This window comes from Microbacterium sp. Leaf436 (assembly GCF_001424715.1).
In the GTDB taxonomy this organism is placed as follows: domain Bacteria; phylum Actinomycetota; class Actinomycetes; order Actinomycetales; family Microbacteriaceae; genus Microbacterium.
In genome coordinates this window covers 875,787-898,229 of the sequence record NZ_LMRB01000001.1, presented here as the reverse complement: position 1 = coordinate 898,229, position 22,443 = coordinate 875,787, and the positions used below count along the sequence as shown (strand labels likewise).

Here is a 22,443-nt window from a genome sequence, read left to right as displayed (position 1 = left end):
GGCGTCAGCGCGCGAGAGGCGCCGACGACCGCACGACGAGACGGGTCGGCAGGGGGGTGCTCTCGGTCGCGGTGTCGGGCTCCTCGACCAGCAGCAGGACCTTCTGCATGAGGATCTCGCCGAGGGCGGCGAAGTCCTGCCGCACGGTCGTCAGCGAGGGGTACACGAACGCGGCCTCGGGCACGTCGTCGAATCCGACCACCCCGATGTCTTCGGGCACGCGCAGCCCGCGCTCGCGTAGGGCCGAGAGCACGCCGATCGCCATGTGGTCGTTGGCGACGAAGATGCCCTCACCGGGAGACAGGTCGGCCTCGGACGCGATGCGGTACCCGCTCGCCGCCGACCAGTCGCCGTGCACCGCCGGCGTCGACTGCGCGCGCGCGGCGGCGATCTCTTCGCGCCATCCGCGGATCCGCTCGACGGCGTCGGGGTTGCGGGCCGGACCCGCGATGTGGCGAACCGTCTCGTACCCGGCCTCGAGCAGGTGGCGCACCGCCCCGCGCGCGCCCCGGTACTGGTCGATCGCGACCAGGCGCGGGTGGGGGCGGGCGCTGGCGGCCGCGGCGACGATGGGGATGTCGAGGTCGAGGGCCTGCACGGCGGCGAGCACCTCGGTGTCGACGACGACGAGCACGATGGCGTCGACGCGCTGCTTCAGGAGCCCGTCGATCGCGGCCCGCACCGGGGCGACGTCGCTCTGGGGCGAGCTGATCGCGTCGACGTTGTACCGCGCGGCGCGGGCGGCGAAGTTGAAGTTCGTCGCGATCGACGAGGGGCCGTAGTCGACCGTGCCGGGGGTGACCAGACCGATCGTGCGGGTACGCCGCGTGACGAGCGCGCGCGCCGCGGGCGAGGGGCTGTACCGCAGCTGGGCGATGGCCTGCTCGACGCGCGCGCGGGTCGCCGGTCGCACGTTGGGCATGTTGTTCAGTACGCGCGACACCGTCTGATGCGACACCCCGGCCAGACGGGCGACGTCGAAGATGTTGGCGGTGCGCGAGGCCTTGTCGTCAGCCACCCAGGTCCTCGTCCCCGCTCGTGTGCCCCGCGACCAGTGCGAGCAACGCGTCGGAGGTGAGGTCGGCGGCCGGCACGATCTGCGCGAGCACGCCGTCGCGCATGACCGCCACCAGGTGCGCGACGCGCAGCACTTCGTCGAGCTCGGCCGAGATGTAGACGATCGACAGACCGTTGTCGCTGAGCTCGCCCACCAGCCGCTGGATCTCGGCCTTGGCCCCGACGTCGATGCCGCGGGTCGGTTCGTCGAGCACGATGAGGCGGGGGGACAGTGCCAGCAGCCGCGCGAGCAGCACCTTCTGCTGGTTGCCGCCCGACAGCGTCGACACCCGCCGATCGATGTCGGTGGGGCGGATGTGCAGCGCCTCGACCCAGCTCATCGCGAGCTCGCGTCGACGCGCGGTGCTGAGGCGGTGCAGCACCCCGCGCTGCGCCTGCAGTGCGAGCGTGATGTTGTCGAGCACGCTGAGGTCGCCGATGACGCCCTCGGTGCGCCGGTTCTCGGACGAGTACGCCACCCGGCGACGGATCGCCTCGCGCGGGTTGCCGAGCTGCGCGGTCTCGCCGTCGATGCGCAGGTCGCCGGCGTCGGGGCGGTCGACGCCGGTGAGGGCCCGAGCCAGTTCGCTGCGGCCCGAGCCGAGCAGTCCCGCCACCCCGATGACCTCACCCTCGGCGATGTCGAGGTCGGCGGCGCGCAGCCGGCTTCCGGATGCCAGACCGCGGGCGCTGAGCAGGCTCGGCCCGTCGGCGGCCTCGACCTCGCGCTGCCCGAGCGGGGCGAGGGTCTCGACGGTCGCGCCGAGCATCTTCTCGACCAGGTCGATGCGCAGCAGCTCGCGCGTGCCGTACTCGCCGACCAGGCGACCGCCGCGCAGCACGGTGACGCGGTCGCAGATCTCGTACACCTGGTCGAGGAAGTGCGACACGAAGACGATCGCGATGCCCTGCGACTTCAGATCGCGGATGACGCGGAACAGTTCGGCGACCTCGTCGGCATCCAGGCTCGAGGTGGGCTCGTCGAGAACGAGGACCTTCACCTCGGTCGACACCGCGCGGGCGATGGCCACCAGCTGCTGCACGGCGAGCGGGTGCGACGAGAGCACCGAGGCCGGGTCGACGTCGACCCCGAGAGCGGCGAGCGCCGACTCGGCCCGCGCGCGCATCTCGCGGTGATCGATCACTCCCCAGCGGCGGGGTTCGCGCCCGAGTGAGATGTTCTCGGCGACGGTGAGGTTGGGGAGCAGGTCGATCTCTTGGTAGACCGTCGAGATGCCCACCGCCTGCGCGTCGGCCGGAGACGCGAAGCGCATCTCGTGCCCCTCGAGCAGGATGGAGCCGGCGTCGAGACGCATCGCGCCCGTGAGGGCCTTGATCAGCGTGGATTTGCCCGCGCCGTTCTCGCCCATGAGCGAATGCACTTCGCCGGGGAGCAGGCGGAAGTCGACGTCGGCGAGCGCGGATTCGACGCCGAAACGCACCGTCGCCCCGCGCACCTCGAGGAGGGGCGGGGCGACGGCGGACATGGGCTCAATCATGCCCGCGCCGACGCGGGAGTGCGAACACGACCCGGCTGATTCAGCGGCTGAGCGCGGAGCGGGAGACGATCACGCGCTGCACCACCACGAACAGCAGCAGAAGGGCTCCGACGGTGATGCGCGTCCACGACTGTTCGGCTCCCGAGAACGAGATGATGGTGCGGATCAGGCCGTACACGAAGACGCCGATCATCGAGCCGACGACGAACCCGCTGCCGCCGGTGAGGAGCGTGCCGCCGATGACGACCGCGGCGATCGTGTCGAGCTCGGTGCCGACGCCGTTGAGGGGGTAGCCGGCGCCCGAGTAGGCCGTCAGCACGATCCCGGCGAGTCCCGCGCAGACCCCGCTGATGACGTAAACCGAGAGCTTCGCCCGCACCACCGGCAGACCCATGAGCCGCGCCGACTGCTCGTTGCCGCCCACGGCGTACACCGTGCGGCCGAAGCGGGTGTAGCGCAGCACGAACGCGGCGAGCGCGACCGTGAGCAGGGCGATGATCCCCGTGGGGGTGATGTACCAGCCCGCGAACGAGAAGCGCGTGGACTGCAGCCAGAGCAGTCCTTCGTTCTCGACCTTGATCGACTCGAGGCTCACCACGAAGGCGAGGCCACGGGCGAGGAACATCCCCACGAGCGAGGCGATGAACGGCTGCACGTCGAAGAACTGCACGAGGATGCCGATGAGCAGGCCGATCGCCGCGCCGATGAGCACCATCGCCGGCAGCGCGACGGCGACGGGTACGCCGTCGCCGAGCATCTTGGCGCAGAGGATGCCGGTGAAGGCCATCACCGCACCGACCGACAGGTCGATGCCGCCGGTGAGGATGACGAAGGTCATGCCCACCGCGAGCACCAGCAGATAGGCGTTGTCGAGCAGGATCGACGACATGATGCGGTTCAGCTGGAAGTTCGGGAAGTACCACATCGACCCGGCGATCATCAGAACGAGGATGATCACCGCGGCGAACACCGGCACCCACGAGATGTGACGGCTGAGGAAGCGGCGGTACGTGCTCGCCGGTGCCGCCGAGCCGTGTCGTTCTTCGGTGAGAGTGGCCATCAGGACAGCACCTTTGCGTCGGGACGTCGGGTCAGGGAGCGGATCTGGAAGTAGGCGCGGAAGCGGCTCGACTGCAGCAGCACCACGATGAGCACGGCCGCGGCCATGAAGACCGGGCTGACCGCCGGCGGGACGCCGAGGAAGGTGATCGTGCTCTTCAGCGTCTGGATGGTGAACACGCCCACCACGGTTCCGGCGAGACTGAATTTGCCGCCGGCGAGAGAGGTGCCGCCGAGGACGACCGCGAGGATGGCATCGAGTTCGATGTACAGACCGGCCGCGTTGGCGTCGGCCGCCATGATGTTCGAGCTGTAGAGGATGCCGGCCATGCCCGCGAGCGCGCCGCTGGCGATGTAGGCCCCCCAGATGATGCCGCGGGAGCGGACGCCGGCCAGGCGGCTGGCCTCGGGGTTGATGCCCACCGCCTCGGTCAGCATGCCGAGGGCCGTGCGGCGCTCGATCACGCCGATGAGGATGACCGCGACGATCGAGACGTAGAAGGCGAAGGGAAGGCCCAGCACGTACCCGCCGGCGATGAACTTGTAGGGGTCGCTGTTGATCGTGGTGATGAACCCGCCCGTGATGAGCAGGGCCACACCGCGACCGGCGAGCATGAGCACCAGGGTGGCGATGATCGGTTGGATGCCGAGGACCGAGACCAGGAAGCCGTTCCACACCCCCAGCAGCAGAGCGACGCCCACCGCAGCGGCGATCGCGGTGAACACCACGCCGAGGTTGCCCGGTTCGGGCGAGGCCTCGATGACGGTCAGCGCGACGGCCCCCGACACCGCCATGATCGCTCCGACCGACAGGTCGATGCCGCGGGTGGCGATGACGAGGGTCATGCCGAGCGCGACGAGCATGAGCGGCGCGCTATTGCGCAGGATGTCGATCAGCGAGCCGTAGAACTGACCGTTCTGCATGGTGATGCTGAGGAACGACGGCCGCGAGATGGTGTTGACGGCGATGAGCGCGACGAGAGCCGCGATCGGCCACACGAGGCGGTGCGAAAAGAATTTCTTCATGCGATCTTCTCCCGATCGGACGACGGTGTCTCGGGGGCGGTGGGGGATGCGGCGGTGGGCTGGCCCTCGGCGATGTAGGACACCAGCGCATCGAGATCGACGTCTCGGGTGGCCAGTTCGCCGATCTTACGACGGTCGCGAAGGACCGCCACGCGCTGAGCGAGACGCAGGACCTCTTCGAGCTCCGACGAGATGAAGACGACCGCGAGGCCCTTCGCGGCGAGCTCGGCGACCTTGCGCTGGATGTCGGCCTTGGCGCCGACGTCGATGCCTCGGGTCGGCTCGTCGAGCAGGAGGAGCTCGGGCGCGGTGGCCAGCCATCGTGCCAGGAGCACCTTCTGCTGGTTGCCGCCGGAGAGGTTGCGGATCAGCGCGTGGGGGTTGGCCGGGCGCACCCCGAGGGCGGTGATGTACTCGTCGACGATGGCCGCGGTCTCGGCGGCGCCGACCTTGCGCAGCGCACCTCGACGCGCCTGGATGCCCAGGACGATGTTCTCGGCGACGGTGAGGTCGCCGACGATGCCCTCGGCGCGGCGGTCCTCGGACGAGAAGGCGATGCCGCGGTCGAGCGCGTGTCGCGGAGACCCGGTGCGGGTGGCGGTGCCACCGACCTCGATGGATCCGCCGTCGGGCCGGTCGGCGCCGGCGATGAGGCGCGCGAGCTCCGTGCGCCCCGAGCCGAGCAGGCCCGCGAGCCCGACGATCTCGCCCCCGAAGACCTCGAGATCGACGGGCTCGAGGGCGTTCTTGCGCCCGAGCGACAGGGCGCGCAGCACCGGGGTGCCCGACCGGTCGATCGGGCGTTCGGCGCTGGCCGAGATGGCATCCAACTCGCCCAGTTCGCGGCCGATCATCTTGGCCACGAGCTGTTCGCGACCGAGTTCGGCGATGGGGTATTCGCCCACGAGCGCTCCGTTGCGCAGCACCGTGAGGCGGTCGGAGATCTCGTAGATCTGGTCGAGGAAGTGCGAGACGAAGAGGATCGCGACACCGCGGTCGCGCAGGTCGCGGACGACGCCGAAGAGCTGCTCGACCTCGCCGCGGTCCAGGCTCGAGGTGGGTTCGTCGAGGACGAGCACCTTGGTGTCGACCACCATCGCCCGGCTGATCGCGACGAGCTGCTGCACGGCGATCGAGTGGCTGGCGAGGATCGAGCGGGTGTCGATGTGCACCCCCAGGCCCGCCAGGTGCGTGGCCGCGGCGGCGTGCGTCGCCTTCCAGTCGACCATGCCGGCGCGGCGGATCTCGCCGCCGAGCATCACGTTCTCGCCGACCGTGAGGTTCTGGCAGAGGTTGACCTCTTGGTAGACGGTGGCGATGCCGGCGGACTGCGCATCGGCCGTGGAGCGGAACTGCCGCTCCTGCCCGTCGACGAGGATGGTGCCCTCGTCGATGCCGTAGACCCCGGTCAGGGCCTTGATGAGAGTGGACTTGCCGGCGCCGTTCTCTCCCATGAGGGAGTGGACTTCGCCCGCGTGGAGGGTGAAGTCGACGCCGTCGAGCGCCTTCACCCCGGGGAACTGGATGCTGATCCCGCGCATCGCGACGACGGGCGCACGTTCGGTTGTCATGCTCGATCGCTTTCTGTGCGGGGTCGGACTCGCCGACCCCGCACGCCGGGGAGGATGTTCCGTCGATGCCGGGGCGATCGGACGGGGTGCCGCCGAGGGGGAGCTCGGCGACGGGATCCGAACGGATCAGTAGGGGCGGCTGTCCAGGACCTTCTCGGCCTGCTCCTGGTCGAACGCCTGGTCCTCGACGACGTAGCTCTTGTCGACGGACTCGCCGGCGACGACCTTCTTGACGACCTCGGCGGTCTTCTCACCCAGGAGCGGGTTGCACTCGACGATGTAGTTGAACTCACCCGCGGCCAGAGCGGTCATGCCGTCCTTCACCGCGTCGATCGTCACGATCTGGATGTCCTTGCCGGGCGTCATGCCGGCGGCCTTGATGGCCTCGAGCGCGCCGAGACCCATGTCGTCGTTGTGGGCGAAGAGCAGGTTGATCTCGGAGCCGTACTTCTGAAGGAAGCCCTCCATGACCGTCTTGCCGTCGGCGCGGGTGAAGTTGCCCGTCTGCGAGTCGAGCACCTTGATGTCGGTGCCGGCGATCGCGGAGTCGAAGCCTTCGGCGCGGTCGGTGGCGGCCGACGAGCCCGTGGTGCCCTCGAGCACGACGAGGTTGGTGGGCTTGTCCCCGAAGTTGTCGGCGGCCCACTTGCCGGCCGTCTCGCCTTCCTTCTTGAAGTCGAGGCCGATCCAGCTGGCGTAGAGGTCTTCGGATGCCGAGACGGTGCGGTCTTCGAGGACGACGGGGATGTTGGCATCCTTCGCCTCCTGCAGCACGTCGTCCCAGCCGTCGGTGACGATCGGCGCGAGCACGATCGCGTCGACGCCCTGGTTGATGAAGCTGCGGACCGCGGCGATCTGCGCCTCGGGCTTGTTGTCGGCCGCGTTGAAGATGAGGTTGAAGCCGTTGGCCTCGCTGAACGCCTCTTTCATCGACTCGGTGTTGGCGCTGCGCCATCCGCTCTCGGAGCCGGTCTGCGCGAAGCCGACCGTGATGGTGTCGCCGCTGCCGCCACCGGCACCGCCCGCCGCGCCCCCGCCGCCGGCACAGCCGGTCGCGGTGAATGCGATGGCGCCGACCAGGGCCACGCCCGCAATGATCTTGTTCGCCTTCATGATGAAACCTCCTCGTTTCGCCGGCTGCGATGCCGGTTCATGTGATGCAGCCCCTCGGGTGAGCCGTTGCTGAATGTTAGCGCTCACACAACCAGGAGTGTCAAGCGATTTCCCGCCGCGAAAAGTCACGGATTGATAAATGTGAAGCCTCACACTGAGCCGCCCGGCGGGGTGTCGACGGTTTCGCCGTGTTGCGCCGACGATGCCGATACCCGCGTAAGCGCCTAGCGTCGTAGTCATGACTTCGCTTCCGCACGGGGACCACGAGAGCACCCCCGCGATCGGCACCACCGTCTCGGCGGACGACTTCAAGCGCGCGTTCCGGGGCCACCCGGGCGGCATCGCGGTCATCACGGCCTATGGCGAGAACGGCCCCGTCGCCCTAACCGCCTCATCGGTGTCATCGGTCAGCGCCGACCCGCCGCTGCTGATCTTCTCGGTCTCGGCGCTGTCGTCGGCGACGCCGACGATCATCGCGGCCGACACGATCGTGGTGCACCTGCTCGACGCCGAAGACATCGGGCTCGCGCGAACGGCCGCCACGAGCGGTCTCGACCGCTTCGCCGACACCTCCACCTGGTCGCGGCTGGCCACGGGCGAGCCCGTGTACCACGGGGTGCGCGCGTGGCTGCGGTGCCGGATCGTGAGCCGCATGGATGCCGGCGGCTCGACGGTCATCGCCGCTCAAGCCCTGCAGGTCGACGTCGAACGCGACCTCGAACCCGGCGAGTCCGGCGCCGCGCTGGTCTACCACAACCGCGCCTGGCACCGCCTCGGCGACCACTCCCGCCTGGACGACTGAGCCGGGGCGACGGTCGCGCGGTGCGCCGTCAGCCGCGAGAACACACGTTGTCGCCGAGCACACACGCCGTCACGTGTGCGCTCGAGCGGAGCGTGTGAGCTCGCGAGTGCGGCGGGCGGCGCGGTCTGGCGGCCGGCGGGCGGCGCGGTCGCGCGAGCGTTAGGCGGCGCGGTGACGACCCGCGTCAGGCCCAGGTCACCTCGGCCGTCGCGAGCACGACCTCACCGGGGCCGAGGGCCACCACGCGAGAGGCGTCGGCGGTGCCGCACAGGCGGATCGCGGAGTCGACGAAGGCCGGCGCGGTCATGCGCACGCGCAGCGCCGTGATGCGCCGATCGGGGGCATGACGGCGAGCGGCGTCGACGAGCAGGATGCGCAGCAGCGGACCGTGCACGAGCAGGTCGTCGAGCCCCTCCTCGTCGCGCGCCCAGCGGCGGTCGTAGTGCACGAGGTGGGTGTTGAACGTCAGCGCCGAGAAGCGGAAGAGCTGGCGGGCGTCGAGGGTGACCTCGTCGATCCACGCGGCCTCGGCGGCGGCCGCGGGGTCGGTCCGGGGCGGGCGGGCGGGGCCCGAGGCCGCTCCGAGGAAGACGTCGTGCCAGGTGCTGCGCACCACGACCTCGCCTCCCACGGCGATCGCGCGCTCGATGTCGGCGAAGACCAGTCGGCCACTTGCTCCCGTCTTCTCGACGAGCGAGCCCGCGGTCGCCGTCTGCGTCGCGACGTCGCCCACACGCAGGACGCCGGGGAACACCGTGTCTTCGCCCGCGTACATCCGCCGGGGCAGATCGATCTCGGGCAGGATGCCATCGCGCGCGGGCGTCCCGTCGGGGCGCAGGTCGTCGAGCGCGACGGCGAAGGGGAAGAAGACGCCCTCCCACCCGGGCGGGAGCGTCGCGCCCTCGGCACGCACCGGGTCGGCGGGGGCGAACGTGCCGCGGAAGGCCTCGACCGGCACGGTATCCAGGATCTGCGTGCGGGTGATGCTCACGACAGCGCGCCCGAGGCGCGCAGCGCCGCGATCCGGTCGGCGTCGTACCCGGCGAGACCGGTCAGCACGGCATCGGAGTGTTCGGCGAAGCGGTTCGCGACGCGCGCCGGCGTGGCGGGGGTGGCGCTGAGCTTGATGGGCTGCCCGAACATGCGCAGCACCCCCAGGTCGCCGTAGTCGGCCTCGACGATCATGTCGCGCTCGGCGATGCCGGGGTCGTCGACCACCTCGCCGATCGTCTTGATGGCGGTGAGGGGGATGACGTCGCCGGCGAGGGCTTCGAGCTCGGCCTTGGTGCGGTCCCGGAGCCACCCCGCCACCACCGGCTTCACCCGGCGCGCGTACACCTCGGCGTCGAACCTCTTGCGCATCGTGTCGATCTCGGGATCGTCGGCCACCTCGGGCGACCCGAACAGCTCGCAGCTCGCGCGCCACAGCTTGTCGGTGTAGGCGCCGAAGAACACCTGACCGTCGGCGCAGTCGAACAGCTCGTACGGCCGCACCCACGCGTGCTCGTTCCCCGCGGGCTGGGCCTCGACCCCGCGCACGGTGTAGTCCACGACGGCGGTCTCGGTGAGCGCCAGGATGCTGTCGACCTGGGCGACGTCGACGAGCTGGCCCTCGCCCGTGCGCTCCGCGTGCCGGAGGGCGGCGAGCGTGCCGATGACGGCGAACAACGTCGCCGAGAGATCGCCGATCGTCACCCCCACGCGCACGGGCGGCTGCCCGGGGTAGCCGTTCATCGACCACATGCCGCCGGCCGCCTGAGCGGTGTTGTCGAAGGCGGGGCGGCGGCTGCGCGACCCGGTCTGGCCGTAGCCCGAGACGGCGACGTAGACGAGGCGAGGGTTGGCCGCGCGCAGCACGTCGTAGCCGACGCCGAGCTTGTCCATCGTGCCGGGCCGGAAGTTCTCGACCAGGATGTCGGCCCGTCGCACGAGGTCGAGGAGCGTCTCGGTGCCGCCCGGGGCGGCGAGGTCGAGGCCGACGCCGAGCTTGCCGCGGTTGTACTGCGCGTAATAGGCGCTGAACTCCTCGTCGCCGTGCGTGAGGTACGGCGGGAAGCCGCGGGACACGTCGGGATCGCGGGGGTTCTCGATCTTGATGACCGTCGCGCCGAGGTCGGCGAGCGTCTGCGCGGCGTAGGGTCCGGCGAGCACGCGCGACAGGTCGAGCACGACCACACCCGCGAGGGAGCCGGATCCGGGGGCCAGGGGAATGCTCATGCGGGGGTCTCCTCCAGGGGGACGGGGGCGGTGCGGGTGAGCGCGGCCGCGACGCGGGAGACGTGCGGGCGCCCGCGGACGCCCGCGAGCCACGCGCTCGTGCGGGCGAGGGCGACGAGGTCGAGACCGGTGCGGATGCCGAGACCCTCGAGCATCCACACCAGGTCTTCGGTGGCGAGGTTGCCGGTGGCGCCGGGGGCGTAGGGGCAGCGGCCGAGGCCGCCGACCGAGGAGTCGAACTCGGTCACCCCGTTCTCCACCCCCGCGAGGACGTTCGCGAGGGCCTGACCGTAGGTGTCGTGCAGGTGGAGGGCGAGGGCGGAGCGCGGGATGCCGGCACCCGCCACCGCCTCGATGACCGCCTCGACGTGGCCCGCCGTGGCCACCCCGATCGTGTCGCCCAGGGCGAGGGTGCGGCATCCGGAATCGTGCAGCGCCGAGGCCGCGTCGACCACGGCGGCGAGGTCGACGTCGCCCTCCCACGGGTCGCCGAACGCCATGGAGACGTAGCCGCGCACCGGGACCCCCTCGGCCCGGGCGGCCGCGACGACGTCGGTCGCCCGGGACACCGCCCCGGCGCGGTCGGTGTTGAGGTTGGCGCGGGCGAAGGACTCGGTGGCGCTCACGACGACGGCGACCTCGCGGATCCCGGCGGAGAGGGCGTCGTCGAGGCCGCGGCGATTGGGCACGAGGGCCACCGCGCGGCTCGCGGCGGGGACGGCGACCGACGCCACGAGGGGGCGCGCGTCGGCGAGTTGCGGGATCCACGCGGGCGGGACGAAGCTGGTCAGCTCCAGCGCCGTGACGCCCGCGGCGTAGAGGCGTCGGCAGAGCTCCGCCTTGACCGCCGTGGGAACGACGTCGGTCTCGGCCTGCAGACCGTCGCGGGGACCCACCTCGTAGACGGTGACCTCGGCAGGCATTCCCGCACGGGCGACGACGCGGGGGAACGAGCGGGGCGCGGGGCTCGTCACGACGAGGCTCCGCGCAGCTCGGCGAGCACCTCGCGCGCGTCCTCGACGCGGATGCGGCCCTCGGCGACGATGCGGGCGGCGACGGCCGCGACCTCGTCGACCGCCGCCCCCGCGCTGGCGGCGATCGTGCGGGCGTGCAGCGTCATATGACCGCGCTGGATGCCCTCGGCGGCGAGCGCGCGGCACGCGGCGAGGTTCTGGGCGAGCCCCACCGCCGCGATGGCGGCGGCGAGCTCGCGCGCCGAGCCGACGCCCAGCAGCTGCACGGCCGCACGGGCGGCGGGGTGCGCGCGCGTCGCTCCCCCGACGAGCCCCACCGCGAGCGGCACCTCGAGGGTGCCCACCAGGTCGCCGTCGGCGTTCTGCTCGAACCGCGAGAGGGCGCGGTACGCGCCACTGCGAGCGGCGTGCGAATGGCATCCGGCCTCGACCGCCCGGGTGTCGTTGCCGGTGGCGAGCACCACCGCCGAGATGCCGTTCATGATGCCCTTGTTGTGCGTGGCGGCGCGGTACGCGTCGGCCTCGGCGAACGCGCTCGCCGCCACGATGTCGGCCACGACGCGCGGCCCGCCGAGCAGGTCGGCCGGGAAGACCGCGCGAGCGCGCGTGAGGCGCAGCTCGGCCTTGTTGGTGAGGATGCGCAGCAGCGTGCGGGCTCCGGCGATCTCGGCGATCCGGGGGGCGAGGGCCTCGGCCATCGTGTTCACGGCGTTGGCGCCCATGGCGTCGCGCACGTCGACGTGCAGGTGCAGGATGACCTGCACCCCGGCGCGGGTGGCGAGGGTGCGCACCGACACGTCGACCGCTCCCCCGCCGAGCGACACGAGCATCGGGTCCTGCGCGTCGGCCAGGGCGAGCAGCTCGTCGCGCGCCTCGAGCAGGCGCAGGCACGCCCCCTCGGGATCGACGGCGTCGAGCACCTGCACCTGGGCGATCATCACGTCGCCGGTGGACGAGGTGAAGAAACCGCCCGTCTCGCGGGCGATGCGCGCGGCGTTCGAGGCGGCCGCGACGACGGAGGGCTCTTCGGTGGCCATCGGCACGAGCCGGTCGACGCCGTCGACGCGGAAGTTCGTGGCGACTCCGACCGGGATGCCGATGAGTCCCACCACGTTCTCGACGAGGTGGTCGGCCTGCGACAGCGACAGGCCGTCGCGGGGATCGAGGGCCGCGAGGTCGTCGGCCGACAGACCGGCGGCCTCGGCGACGCGCGCGCGTCGATCGAGCGGCTCGTGGTCGCGGAGGCCCGGGAGGCGGCTGTTCGTGGTCACGGGGGCTCCTTCGCGGGCGGGATGCCGCCGCGTCGACCGCGGCGTCCCTTCGACGCTAAATCGAGACCCGGTGGCGGCATATGGACCGCCGACACACCGGATGACTCCCCCACTGCGTCGATCACCCATCGCCGCGCGACCCCAGCCGCTCGCGCAGTTCGTCGAGGCGAACCGCCGTCGACAGGCGGAAGAAGCGCTCGTCGTCGCGCCACCCCTCGCCCAGCAGCGCGTCGAGCTTCTCGAGGCGCTGGAGGATCGTGTTCGTGTGGAAGGTGAGGGCCCGCGCCGTGCGCGTGGGGCTGGCGCCGTGGCGCACGAAGGCCCGCAGGGTAGCGAGCAGATCGCTGCCGCGAGACGCGTCGTGCCGCCGGACGGCGCCGAGCATCGTGTCGAGGAAGGCATCGAGGACCCGCCGGTCGGCACCGATGGTCGCCGCGTACGGCAGGAGGTCGTCGGCGGGGACCCGTGCGTCGTCGATGCCCAGGGCCTGGGCGAGGGAGAGGGCGGAACGCACGTCGGCGGCCGCCCGCACGAGGGCTCCCGCCTCGACGCGCACGGTCACGGCCAGCACCTCGGTGTCGACGAGGGAGCGCACCGCCTCGTACGAGACGGGGTCGAGGGGATCGCCGTGGGCGGCCAGCACCAGGCCGTCGAGCTCACCGACCAGGGCGGCGGGCCCCAGCCGCCGGGCCACCACGCGGGCGATCTCGGGACGACGCTCCGCCGGCACGGCGAACGCCGTCACCGCCCCCACGGCCGTCTCGTCGATCCCCGCGCGCCGCGCGGCCGCCGCGACGTCGGCGCGACGCTGCGGCGAGGCCGTGACCAGATCGAGCAGCAGGTCGGAGCGCTGCCGGTGCCCGGCCTCGGCGACGGCCTCCTCCGACAGGGCGAGCAGCGCCGCCACCTGCCCCGCCCGCTCGACGGTGCGCAGGTCGACCTCGTCGAGCGATCGTGCCGGAGGGCCCACGACGATCGCCCCGAACACCCGACCGCCGGCGACGACGGCGCTGACGATCCCGGCATCCGGGAGCCGGATGGGTCTCCCCTCGGCGCGGCTGTGGTCGAGCGCGCGCTGCACCGACGCCGTCGGGGTCGCCGCCTCGTCGCCGCCGGCGCGCACGCCCCCCGCGGCGTCGACGATCGTCACGGCCGCCTGCAACGCCGTCGACAGCGTGGCGGCCACGGGCGCCAGTCCGCCCCCGGCCAGCACCGCGTCGACGAGCTCGCGATGCACGCGGTTGGCGCGGTCGCGCGCGGCGACGTGCGCGGTCAGCTCGGCCACCGCCGCCTCGGCGCGCAGCGCCTGCGTGCGGGCATCGGCCAGCGCCGCCGCCGTCTGCAGCACCACCGACGCATGGGCGGCGAGGGCGGCCAGCAGCGCGATGTCGTCGGGGGTGTAAGCGCGCTCGTGCCGTTCGGCGACGAAGAGCACCCCCAGCACGGCGGAGTCCGAGAGCAGGGGAACGCCCAGAAGCGACACGATTCCCTCGGCCTCGACCGCGGCGTCGATGCCCGAGGCGTGCCGCTCGGGGGCGACGGCGTCGTACCGCCGCACCGCCCGGGGCAGCCGTGTCTCGGCGATCGCGCTCACCAGGCCGCGCCCCGGGGGGACCTCGAGGTCGCGCAGCGCGCCCGTCACCGCCCCGCGGGTCGCGCGCACGCGCAGCGCCCCGTCGACGCCGTCGAACTCCGACAGGTAGGCGACGTCGGCGGCGAGCAGCTCCTGCGCCCGCTCGACGAGACGCTCGAGAACGGCGTCGGCGTCGCGCATCGCGGCCAGCTCGCGCGCGCTGGCGTAGAGGGCCGCGAGCTCGCCGGCCCGGCGACGCAGTCCCTCGACCTCGCTGCCGACGGCGTCCGCGGACCGGTCGGGGTGGATCACGGGATCGCTCAGTCCGTCGTCATCCGCACGCCGAGCACCGGCACCGCGTCGAGCAGGTCGAGGGTGTACCTCTCGGTGGGCGCGGCCAGCAGCTGCTCGGTGGGGCCCGACTCGACGATGCGCCCGTGACGCATGACGGCGATCTCGTCGCTGACGTAGCGGACGACGGCCAGGTTGTGCGAGATGAAGAGCATCGACAGGCCGAAGCGCTCCTGCAGCTCGCGCAGCAGGTTGAGCACCGAGCCCTGCACCGACACGTCGAGGGCACTGGTCACCTCGTCGGCGATGAGCACGCTCGGCTCGCCCGCGAGAGCGCGGGCGATCGTGACGCGCTGCCGCTGGCCGCCCGAGAACGCGGCGGGCAGGTCGCCGGCACGGTCGGGATCGAGGTGCACGAGCCCGAGCAGCTCCCGCACCCGCGCGACGCGGGCATCGCGAGAGAAGGACTTCCCGCTCGCGAGGAGGGCCTCCGCGATCGACTCGCCGATGCTCATGCGCGGATCCAGCGCCGAGAACGGGTCCTGGAACACGAGCTGCAGACGGCGACGCGCCTCGCGTGCGTCTTTTCCCCGACCGGATGCCACGACCCCGCCGACCCGCACCTCTCCGGCGGCGGGCGGCACGAGGCCCACCGCGGCCGCGGCGATCGTGCTCTTGCCCGACCCCGATTCGCCCACGAGGCCCAGCGTCCGTCCCGCGGGGACGACGAGCGAGACGTCGTCGACGACAGTGGCCCGGCCGTATCGGACGGACAGGCGGTCGATCTCGAGGGCGTTCACACCCCCACCTCCTCGGCGAGGGCAGCGGCGGCCAGTTCCGGCGGGATGACCGGAAGAGGGCGCGTGCGGTCGGACGTCATGTCGGGCAGGCACGCGATCAGCGCGCGCGAGTACGGGTGGGTGGCGTCGTCGCGGATGCGCTGGGCGTCGAGCTCCTCGACGATCAGGCCGTCCTTCATGACGAGGACGCGATCGCAGAACGCCGAGACGAGCGCGATGTCGTGCGAGATGAAGACGATCGCCGCGCCCGTGTCGCGCTGCGCCCGGCGGAGCACGCCCATCACCTGTCGCTGCACGGTGACGTCGAGGGCGGTGGTGGGCTCGTCGGCGATGATGAGCTTCGGTCGGCCGGTGAGGGCCTGACCGATCATCGCGCGCTGGCGCATCCCGCCGCTGAACTGGTGCGGGTACTGCGACAGGCGCCGCTTCGCGTCGGCGATCCCGACGGCCTCGAGCGCGGCGGCCGCGTGCGCGCGGGCATCGGCGCGCGACATCTTCAGGTGCACCTCGGGAACCTCGGTGAGCTGGCGGCCGATCGTCAGCGCGGGGTTCAGCGAGGTGAGCGGGTCCTGGAACACCATGCCGAGCTCCACACCGAGCGTGGAACGATCGGCCGCGGTGAGCGGGCGCGTCATGTCGATGCCGTCGAAGGTGTGGGCGCTCGTCGTGATCCGCGCATCGGTGCCGAGCAGACCCGCGAGGGCCATGGCCGTGAGCGATTTGCCCGAGCCCGACTCGCCCACGATGCCCACGACCTCGCCCGGGAGGATGCGCAGCCCGACGCCGCGGACGCGCTCGACCTCGCCGCCGTCGGGGGTGGCGAACGCGATGCGCAGGTCGGCGATCTCGGCGACGGGTTCACCCGCCGTCGCCGCCGGTCGTGCGGGGGCGGCGCCGACCCCGGAGCGACGCAGCGGGGCCACCGCGCCGAGGGCGCGTCGGGCCACGGCCGCTCGGCCCCCGCCGCGCGCGTCGCCGAGCGCCTCGCTCACGAAGGTGAACACCAGGCCCGCGAGCACCACGGCGATGCCGGGGCCGATCGCGGCGAGCGGATTGACGTAGATGCGGGTGATGCCGTCCTGCAGCAGTCGCCCCCAGTCGTACTCGGGCGCCTGCACACCGAGACCCAGGAACGACAGCCCCGCGAACGACAGCAGCGTCACGCTGGCGGTGGCCGCGGCGTTGACGAACAGCGGGTTGGCGATGTTGGGCAGGATGTGGCGCACCAGGATGCCGAACGGTCCGACGCCGACGACGCGGGCGGCCCGCACGTAGTCGCGGCCCGAGACCGACGACGCCAGGTTGTAGACCAGACGCGCCATGAAGGGGATGCCCGAGATACCGATCGCGAGCATCGCCGTCACGGCGCTCGCGCCCCAGATGACGGTGAAGAACAGCACCATCAGCAGCCAGGGAAAGGCGAGGAGCACGTCGAGCAGGCCGGTGGCCAGTCGACGTGCGTGCCGCGGCAGGATCACGGCGATGAGGCCGTAGGCGATGCCGCCGACCGTGGAGACCACCGTGGCACCCAGGGTCAACAGCAGCGAGATGCGGGCGGCGACGAGCACGCGCGCGAAGATGTCGCGGCCGAGGTCGTCGGTGCCGAACGGGTGCGCGAGGCTCGGCGGCAGCAACCGTGCGGGGACGTCCGAGGTCTCGGCCGCGGCGAGGAAGAGCGTGGGTCCCGCGGTCGCGAGGAACAGGAACAGCAGCACGCCGATGAGAGCGGCGATGCCGGCCGGAGACAGCAGTCGTGAGCGCCAGGTCATGGGTCAGCCCTCCGTGATCGAGGACCGCGGGTCGACGGTCACCAGGATGAGATCGACGACGAGGTTCACGCCGAGGATGATGAGCGCGTAGACCACGACGAGCCCCTGCACGATCGGGTAGTCCTTCGCCCCGACCGCCGGGACCATGACCCCGCCCATTCCGGGGATCGCGAAGACCGTCTCGATCAGCACGGTGCCGGCGATCATGCCGCTCAGCAGCAGCCCGCTCACCGTGAGCGAGGCGGTGATGATGTTCGGCAGCGCGTGGCGCAGGTAGACGAGCCGCCCCGGAAGACGCTTCGCCCGCGCGGTGGTCATGTAGGTCGCCCCCAGCACACCCGACATCTCGACCTGCACGATGCGGGCGAGGTAGGCGAGGGGCCCGAGGGCGAGCGCGAGCACCGGCAGCACGGCATCCTCGGGCTTTCCCCATCCGGCCGCGGGGAGCCATTTGAGCTGCACGGCGAAGAGGGCGATGAGCCCGACGGCGAGCAGGAAGCCGGGCACCGCGATGAGCATGCCCAGCACGCCCGAGATGAGCGCGTCGGCGACCTTGCGACCCGGACGCTGCAGGGCGACGGCGGCGCCGATGCCGATCGGGACCGCGGCGACCAGGGCGAGCAGGAAGCTCAGCACCCCCAGCGTGACGGTCGCCGGAAAACGTTGACCGATGGTCTCGGAGACCGACCGGCCGGTGCGGATCGACTCCCCGAAGTCGCCGCGCAGCAGGTGCGCGACGTAGTCGAAGAACTGCTGCGGCAGCGGCTTGTCGAGACCGAGCTCGGCGCGGGTGGCCGCGACCAGTTCGGGCGAAGCCTGGATGCCGAGGGCCGCCCGCACCGGATCGCCCGGCACGAGGTGGATGAGGAAGAACGACGCGACGACGACGACGGCGAGCGAGACGAGCAGTCGCCCCAGTCGTCGCACGAGGAACGCCGCGCGAGGAGAGAGCCGCGGACCGCGGCCGCGCCCCTCCGCCCGCACCGCCAGGGCGGCGGTGGGGGCGCCGGCCAGGTCGGCGACGACGGGCGGAGGGGTGGCGGTCATGGGATCAGCCCTGCATCCGGATCGAGGTGGGGTTGAGGAAGTTCGGCTGCTCGAACGTCGCGCCGCTCATGTAGTTCGGCAGGATGTTGTCGATCACCGGGAAGGTGTCGAAGCGCTCGATGAGCTCCTTCTCGGCCTGCTGCCACAGTCCGCACGCGGCGTCGGGGGTGGCTGTCTTGGCCTGGGTGGCCAGGGCGTTGTACTCGGGGTTGTCGACGAACATGAAGTTCAAGCCACCCTGGTCGGGAGTCGCTCCCCCGAAGAAGAGGTCGAGCACGACGGGGCTTCCCGGCCCGATCTGCACCCACCCGGTGTCCCAGTCGAAGCTCGTGTAGAGCTGGTCGGACCAGGCCGCGGCGTCGTTGGCCGACAGCTCGGTGACCACGCCCAGCGAGTCCCACGTCTCTTTGACCAGTTCGGCGGCCGGAGCGTGCGAGGCGGTGGGGGCGTCGTAGATGAACTTCACGTTCAGGGGCTGCCCGTTCTTCTGACGGATGCCGTCGCTGCCGAGGGTCCAGCCGGCTTCGTCGAGCAGTTCGCCGGCGCGATCGAGGTCGGTGGCCGGCAGGCTCCAGCTCGGCGGGTCCTGCACGCACAGCAGCGGCGTCTTCATGACGAGCCCGCTGGAGGGCAGACCCGTGGCGCCGGCGATGACCGGGCCGACCTCGTCGCGATTGATCGCGGTCGAGAGGGCCTCGCGCACGAGCGGGTCGGAGAAGGGCCGGCCCTCGCGCTCGTTGAACAGGATCTGACCGACCGGGTTGCGCACGCCCGCGTAGGTGATGCCCGCGCCCTCGAGGCGGTCCTGGTCGGGGCCGGTGACCACGCCGGAGTTCAGCTCGCCCGAGAGCAGCAGGTTCGTCACGGTGCTCTGGTCGGACACGATGCGCGCCTCGATGGTCTCGGGCAGCCCCTCGGTCTCGTTCGTGACGCCGTACGGGCCCCACGTGTAGCCGTCGCGCTGGGTGAAGACGTACGCGTCGCCGGCGCGCGCCTCGCTCAGCTGGAACATGCCCGTGCCGTTCGTGGTGTCCGACAGCGAAGCGACGTCGGCGAGACCGGCATCGCACACCATCATGATCGTGCCGAGGTTGACGGCCAGGAACGGGTCGTTGACCGTGCTGGTCACGGTGACGACGTTGCCCTCGGCCGTGGCCGACACGGCCTCGGTGATGACGGTGCCGTACGAGAAGGTCGCGTTGGCCGGGTCGGCGTTGTAGTTGAGGTTGTCGGCGACGGTCTGCGCGGTGAACTCCGAGCCGTCGGCGCAAGTGATGCCGTCCTTCAGCGTGAAGGTGGCCGAGGTGCCCTCGTCGGTCCAGCTCTCGGCGAGCCAGGGTTCGTACTCGCCGTCGGGGGTGACGTAGATGAGCGACTCGTAGGCGATGGTGACGACGTCGAAGGTGTCGGGCGAGACGGCCTTCATCGGGTCGAGGTCGCCCGGGTCGTCGCTGATCGCCTTGACGAACGTGCCGCCCGAGACGACCGAGCCCCCTCCCCCGCTGCTGTCGGAGGGCGCCGCGCACGACGCCAGTGTCAATGCGAGAAGGACGACCCCGGCCGCGGCCGGGACGAGAGTGCTGCGTTTCATTGCCATGCTCCTTGATTCGGGGGAAGCGACGGTGGTGCAGGGGTGGTGCAGGTGTCAGCGCGCGGGGATGGGTGCGGCGAGATGGCTCAGGGGGCCGGCGGCTTTGACCGAGACCTTGAGGGTGGGGCGGGTCGTGTACGACAGCGACGTCTCGAGGACGTCGACGATCTCGACCGCGAGGGGATCGGCCCCCGCCTGGATGGCCTTCGCGATCGCCGCTTCCGAGGCGGCCGCGATCGCGGCATCCCGGTCTTCGGCGTCGGAGATCTGGTCGGCGCGGCCCCCGGCGAGCGAGATGGCCGCTCCGACGGCGTTGGCGACGTCGGCCCGGTCGGGGCGGAGCACGTCACCGGCCCCCGGCAGATCGTCGGGAACGAGTTGGGCGCCGCCGCCGACGACGATCAGCGGCAGGTCGACGCGGCCGAGCGACAGCCGTTCGACGGCCTCCTCGATGCGTTCGTGCGCGTGGGCGAGGGCGCGGGCCAGCATGTCGCGGTGACCCGCCGACAGCGGGGGGAGCGAACGACCCCGGATGCCGTGCCCCGCGGCCGCGGCGGCATCGGTGAGCGTCGGGGTGGAACCGCCGAACAGCAGTCCCTCTTCGGCGATGCGGTACCCCACCGATCCCGGGCCGACGGCGCCGGTGCGGGGGTCGATGATCGTGCCCCCGCCGATGCCGAGGCTGAGGATGTCGGGCATGCGGAAGTTGGTGCGCACGCCGCCGATATCGCGGGGCAGGGTCGATTCGCGGGGGAATCCGTCGACGAGCACGCCGAGGTCGCTCGTGGTGCCGCCGACGTCGACGACGATGGCGTTCTGGGCGCCCGAGAGGAAGGCGGCTCCGCGGAGGGAGTTCGCCGGCCCCGACCCGATGGTCAGCACCGGGTAGCGCACGGCGTAGTCGAGCGACATCAGGGTGCCGTCGTTCTGCGCGAAGAAAGTCGAGACGTCGAGACCCTCCTCGGCGACGACGTCGACGAGGGCGCGGGTCACCTCGCTCGCGACGCCGCGCAGGGCCGCGTTGAGCACCGTGGCGTTCTCGCGCTCGAGCAACCCGTCGGGACCGATGTCCTGGCTGAGGAACACCGGCACGTTCTCGCCGATGTGGTCGTGCACGAGCTGCTCGACGTCGCGCTCCTGCTCGGGCGACGAGGGGGCGAAGATCCCGCACACCGCGACGCTGTCGAACCGTCCGTCGAGGCCGTCGAGGAACCGCCGGATGCCGTCGCGATCGAGCGGCGAGATGGGCGTGCCGTCGACCATGTGCCCGCCGCCGAGCATGGCCGCCCCCGCCAGCACCTGGGTGCTGAGGTCGGTCGGCCAGCCCGTCAGCGGCGGCCACTCGGTGGCCGCGGGAGCCCCGAGCCGCACGAGCGCGACGCGGTCCAGGCCCCGACGGGCGACGATCGCGTTGGTCGCGTGGGTGGTGCCGAGCATGACGCGCGACACCCGGTCGCGGTCCTCGGCGAGCTGCGCGAGCACGGCGGCGATACCGGCACGGATGCCGCCGATGACATCGGCCGTGGTCGGCTGCTTCGTCCAGGCGATCACCGACCCCGTGGCATCCACGACGACCGCGTCGGTGTTGGTGCCGCCGACGTCGACGCCGATGGACAGGTCGCGAACGGCGATCATCGCGCGTCCTTCCGCTCGAAGGGGACGTAGGGCAGGTCGTAGCCGAAGGCGCGGGGGCCGGCGATCTCGAGGCCGCGCTCGGTGCGCCACAGGGGGTCGCACGCCCAGGCCAGCACCGACACGCGCTGGCCGTAGCGCAGCATCTCGGTCGAGATGGCGTGACCGGTCTCGAGGTCGACGACGGTGATGAGGTCGGGCACGGTCGCCAGCACCTCGCCGTCTTCGAGCACCACGAGGTTCTCGTTGCGCAGCTCGACGCGCTGCAGGCGCCCGCGGTCGTCGCCGATCCCGGCGATCGTGATCGAGCCGCGCACGAACCCGCCCTCGGTGCGGCGCGAGACGTCGACGATCTTGCCCGAGATGAGCACGTCGGCGTCGAGCTCGTCGGCGATGGCGGCCACCGGCTCGGCGGCCGAGAGCAGCGCGCGTCCGACGCGGATGGCCGTGCTGATCGTGCCCGGGATGACCGCTCCGCGAGCCGTCTCGGCGGTGAGCAGGTAGTGGGCGCCGAGGCAGATTCCCCCGGCGGCCACCGTGACGGCGCGGGCGTGCCGCTCGAGCCAGCCGAGGTCGACCGTGCGCAGGGTCACGACGTTGCCGACGACGTCGCTGAGCACCGCGAACTCGCACGGGACGCCGGCGACGTTGGTGGAGATCATGGTCGCCTCCGGGAACGCGCGGCCCATGCCGTCGGCATCCAGCAGGGCGACGCCCAGGCGAGCGGCCCATCCGGCGGGCGAGACGCCGTTGCTGCCGCCGATCTCGGCGGGCATGATCGCGGTGATCGTGCGCCCGGCGACGCGTTCGGCCTCGCGCAGCAGGGTCTCGACCTGCTGCACCGACGAGAGCATCTCGATGCCGACGGTCGGTGCGCCGATGCCGCTCATCATGATGACGGCGTCGTCGGGTCCGAGGTCGTCGAGGCTCAGCAGCCGCACCGGCCCGTGCTCGCGGATCGCGCGCTCGGTCGTCAGCTGCGAGGTGTAGACGGCGCCGCCGCCGCCCGTGCCGAAGATCGCCGCGCCCGCGGCGAGCGCGGCGATGTCGTCGGCCGTGACGTGCTCGGGGGCGCGGGCCGCGGTCGGCGTGACGGGAGACGGAAGTGCCATGACACGACACTAAGCACCGCCCCCGCGAGCGACAATGTGG

At 71.9% G+C, this 22,443-nt stretch carries 18 protein-coding genes; 1 reads left to right on the top strand and 17 read right to left on the bottom strand.

Annotation, left to right across the window (positions count from 1 at the left end):
- Window positions 1-4 precede the first annotated feature (4 nt).
- The 6 genes from ASG45_RS04205 to ASG45_RS04180 all read right to left on the bottom strand — a co-directional run bounded on the left by ASG45_RS04205 (window position 5) and on the right by ASG45_RS04180 (window position 7,324).
- Entirely contained in the window at window positions 5-1,018 is a 1,014-nt protein-coding gene (locus ASG45_RS04205; protein ID WP_055833022.1) for a LacI family DNA-binding transcriptional regulator, read from the bottom strand.
- Window positions 1,011-2,543 (bottom strand): sugar ABC transporter ATP-binding protein, encoded by a 1,533-nt coding sequence (locus ASG45_RS04200; RefSeq protein ID WP_055833020.1) that lies wholly within the window; start codon window positions 2,541-2,543, stop codon window positions 1,011-1,013. Before ASG45_RS04200 ends, ASG45_RS04205 begins: the two co-directional genes overlap by 8 nt.
- 52 nt (window positions 2,544-2,595) lie before the next feature.
- On the bottom strand, window positions 2,596-3,615 hold the full coding sequence (locus tag ASG45_RS04195; RefSeq protein ID WP_055833017.1) for an ABC transporter permease subunit: 1,020 nt from the start codon (window positions 3,613-3,615) through the stop codon (window positions 2,596-2,598).
- Window positions 3,615-4,640, bottom strand: a complete 1,026-nt coding sequence (locus ASG45_RS04190; protein WP_055833015.1) for an ABC transporter permease — start codon at window positions 4,638-4,640, stop codon at window positions 3,615-3,617. Before ASG45_RS04190 ends, ASG45_RS04195 begins: the two co-directional genes overlap by 1 nt.
- Window positions 4,637-6,211 (bottom strand): sugar ABC transporter ATP-binding protein, encoded by a 1,575-nt coding sequence (locus ASG45_RS04185; RefSeq protein WP_055833013.1) that lies wholly within the window; start codon window positions 6,209-6,211, stop codon window positions 4,637-4,639. The genes ASG45_RS04190 and ASG45_RS04185 overlap by 4 nt, the downstream gene beginning before the upstream one ends.
- A 126-nt stretch (window positions 6,212-6,337) precedes the next feature.
- Window positions 6,338-7,324, bottom strand: coding sequence for an ABC transporter substrate-binding protein (locus ASG45_RS04180; RefSeq protein WP_055833012.1), 987 nt, complete (start codon window positions 7,322-7,324; stop codon window positions 6,338-6,340).
- A gap of 238 nt (window positions 7,325-7,562) precedes the next feature.
- Here ASG45_RS04180 and ASG45_RS04175 point away from each other — a divergent pair, with 238 nt between their 5' ends.
- The gene (locus ASG45_RS04175; protein ID WP_055833010.1) at window positions 7,563-8,126 is read left to right on the top strand and encodes a flavin reductase family protein; all 564 of its coding nucleotides are present in this window, start codon (window positions 7,563-7,565) and stop codon (window positions 8,124-8,126) included.
- A gap of 184 nt (window positions 8,127-8,310) precedes the next feature.
- On the opposite strand, the gene ASG45_RS04170 is transcribed toward ASG45_RS04175, so the two are convergent.
- Genes ASG45_RS04170 through ASG45_RS04120 form a run of 11 tightly spaced genes read right to left on the bottom strand, consistent with a single transcriptional unit; the run spans window position 8,311 to window position 22,403 of the window.
- Window positions 8,311-9,117: a hypothetical protein gene (locus tag ASG45_RS04170; protein WP_055833008.1), complete on the bottom strand. Its 807-nt coding sequence runs from the start codon at window positions 9,115-9,117 to the stop codon at window positions 8,311-8,313.
- Window positions 9,114-10,343 (bottom strand): CaiB/BaiF CoA transferase family protein, encoded by a 1,230-nt coding sequence (locus tag ASG45_RS04165; RefSeq protein WP_055833007.1) that lies wholly within the window; start codon window positions 10,341-10,343, stop codon window positions 9,114-9,116. Before ASG45_RS04165 ends, ASG45_RS04170 begins: the two co-directional genes overlap by 4 nt.
- Complete coding sequence (locus tag ASG45_RS04160; protein ID WP_055833304.1) at window positions 10,340-11,266, bottom strand: hydroxymethylglutaryl-CoA lyase; 927 nt, start codon at window positions 11,264-11,266, stop codon at window positions 10,340-10,342. The genes ASG45_RS04165 and ASG45_RS04160 overlap by 4 nt, the downstream gene beginning before the upstream one ends.
- A gap of 47 nt (window positions 11,267-11,313) precedes the next feature.
- Window positions 11,314-12,717 carry a hydroxymethylglutaryl-CoA reductase, degradative gene (locus tag ASG45_RS04155; RefSeq protein WP_082516442.1) on the bottom strand — a complete coding sequence of 468 codons (1,404 nt, stop codon included), beginning with the start codon at window positions 12,715-12,717 and terminating at the stop codon, window positions 11,314-11,316.
- Entirely contained in the window at window positions 12,710-14,473 is a 1,764-nt protein-coding gene (locus ASG45_RS04150; protein WP_055833005.1) for a helix-turn-helix domain-containing protein, read from the bottom strand. Before ASG45_RS04150 ends, ASG45_RS04155 begins: the two co-directional genes overlap by 8 nt.
- 8 nt (window positions 14,474-14,481) lie before the next feature.
- Window positions 14,482-15,252, bottom strand: coding sequence for an ABC transporter ATP-binding protein (locus ASG45_RS04145; RefSeq protein WP_055833004.1), 771 nt, complete (start codon window positions 15,250-15,252; stop codon window positions 14,482-14,484).
- Window positions 15,249-17,021, bottom strand: coding sequence for a dipeptide/oligopeptide/nickel ABC transporter permease/ATP-binding protein (locus ASG45_RS04140; protein ID WP_055833002.1), 1,773 nt, complete (start codon window positions 17,019-17,021; stop codon window positions 15,249-15,251). The genes ASG45_RS04145 and ASG45_RS04140 overlap by 4 nt, the downstream gene beginning before the upstream one ends.
- Before the next feature lie 3 nt (window positions 17,022-17,024).
- A complete protein-coding gene (locus ASG45_RS04135; RefSeq protein ID WP_082509749.1) occupies window positions 17,025-18,068 on the bottom strand; it encodes an ABC transporter permease in 1,044 nt (347 codons plus the stop codon).
- A 4-nt stretch (window positions 18,069-18,072) separates the two neighbouring features.
- The gene (locus ASG45_RS04130; RefSeq protein ID WP_055833000.1) at window positions 18,073-19,659 is read right to left on the bottom strand and encodes an ABC transporter substrate-binding protein; all 1,587 of its coding nucleotides are present in this window, start codon (window positions 19,657-19,659) and stop codon (window positions 18,073-18,075) included.
- A 54-nt stretch (window positions 19,660-19,713) separates the two neighbouring features.
- Window positions 19,714-21,294 carry a hydantoinase/oxoprolinase family protein gene (locus ASG45_RS04125; protein WP_055832998.1) on the bottom strand — a complete coding sequence of 527 codons (1,581 nt, stop codon included), beginning with the start codon at window positions 21,292-21,294 and terminating at the stop codon, window positions 19,714-19,716.
- Window positions 21,291-22,403: a DUF917 domain-containing protein gene (locus tag ASG45_RS04120; protein WP_055832995.1), complete on the bottom strand. Its 1,113-nt coding sequence runs from the start codon at window positions 22,401-22,403 to the stop codon at window positions 21,291-21,293. Before ASG45_RS04120 ends, ASG45_RS04125 begins: the two co-directional genes overlap by 4 nt.
- Window positions 22,404-22,443: the final 40 nt, after the last annotated feature.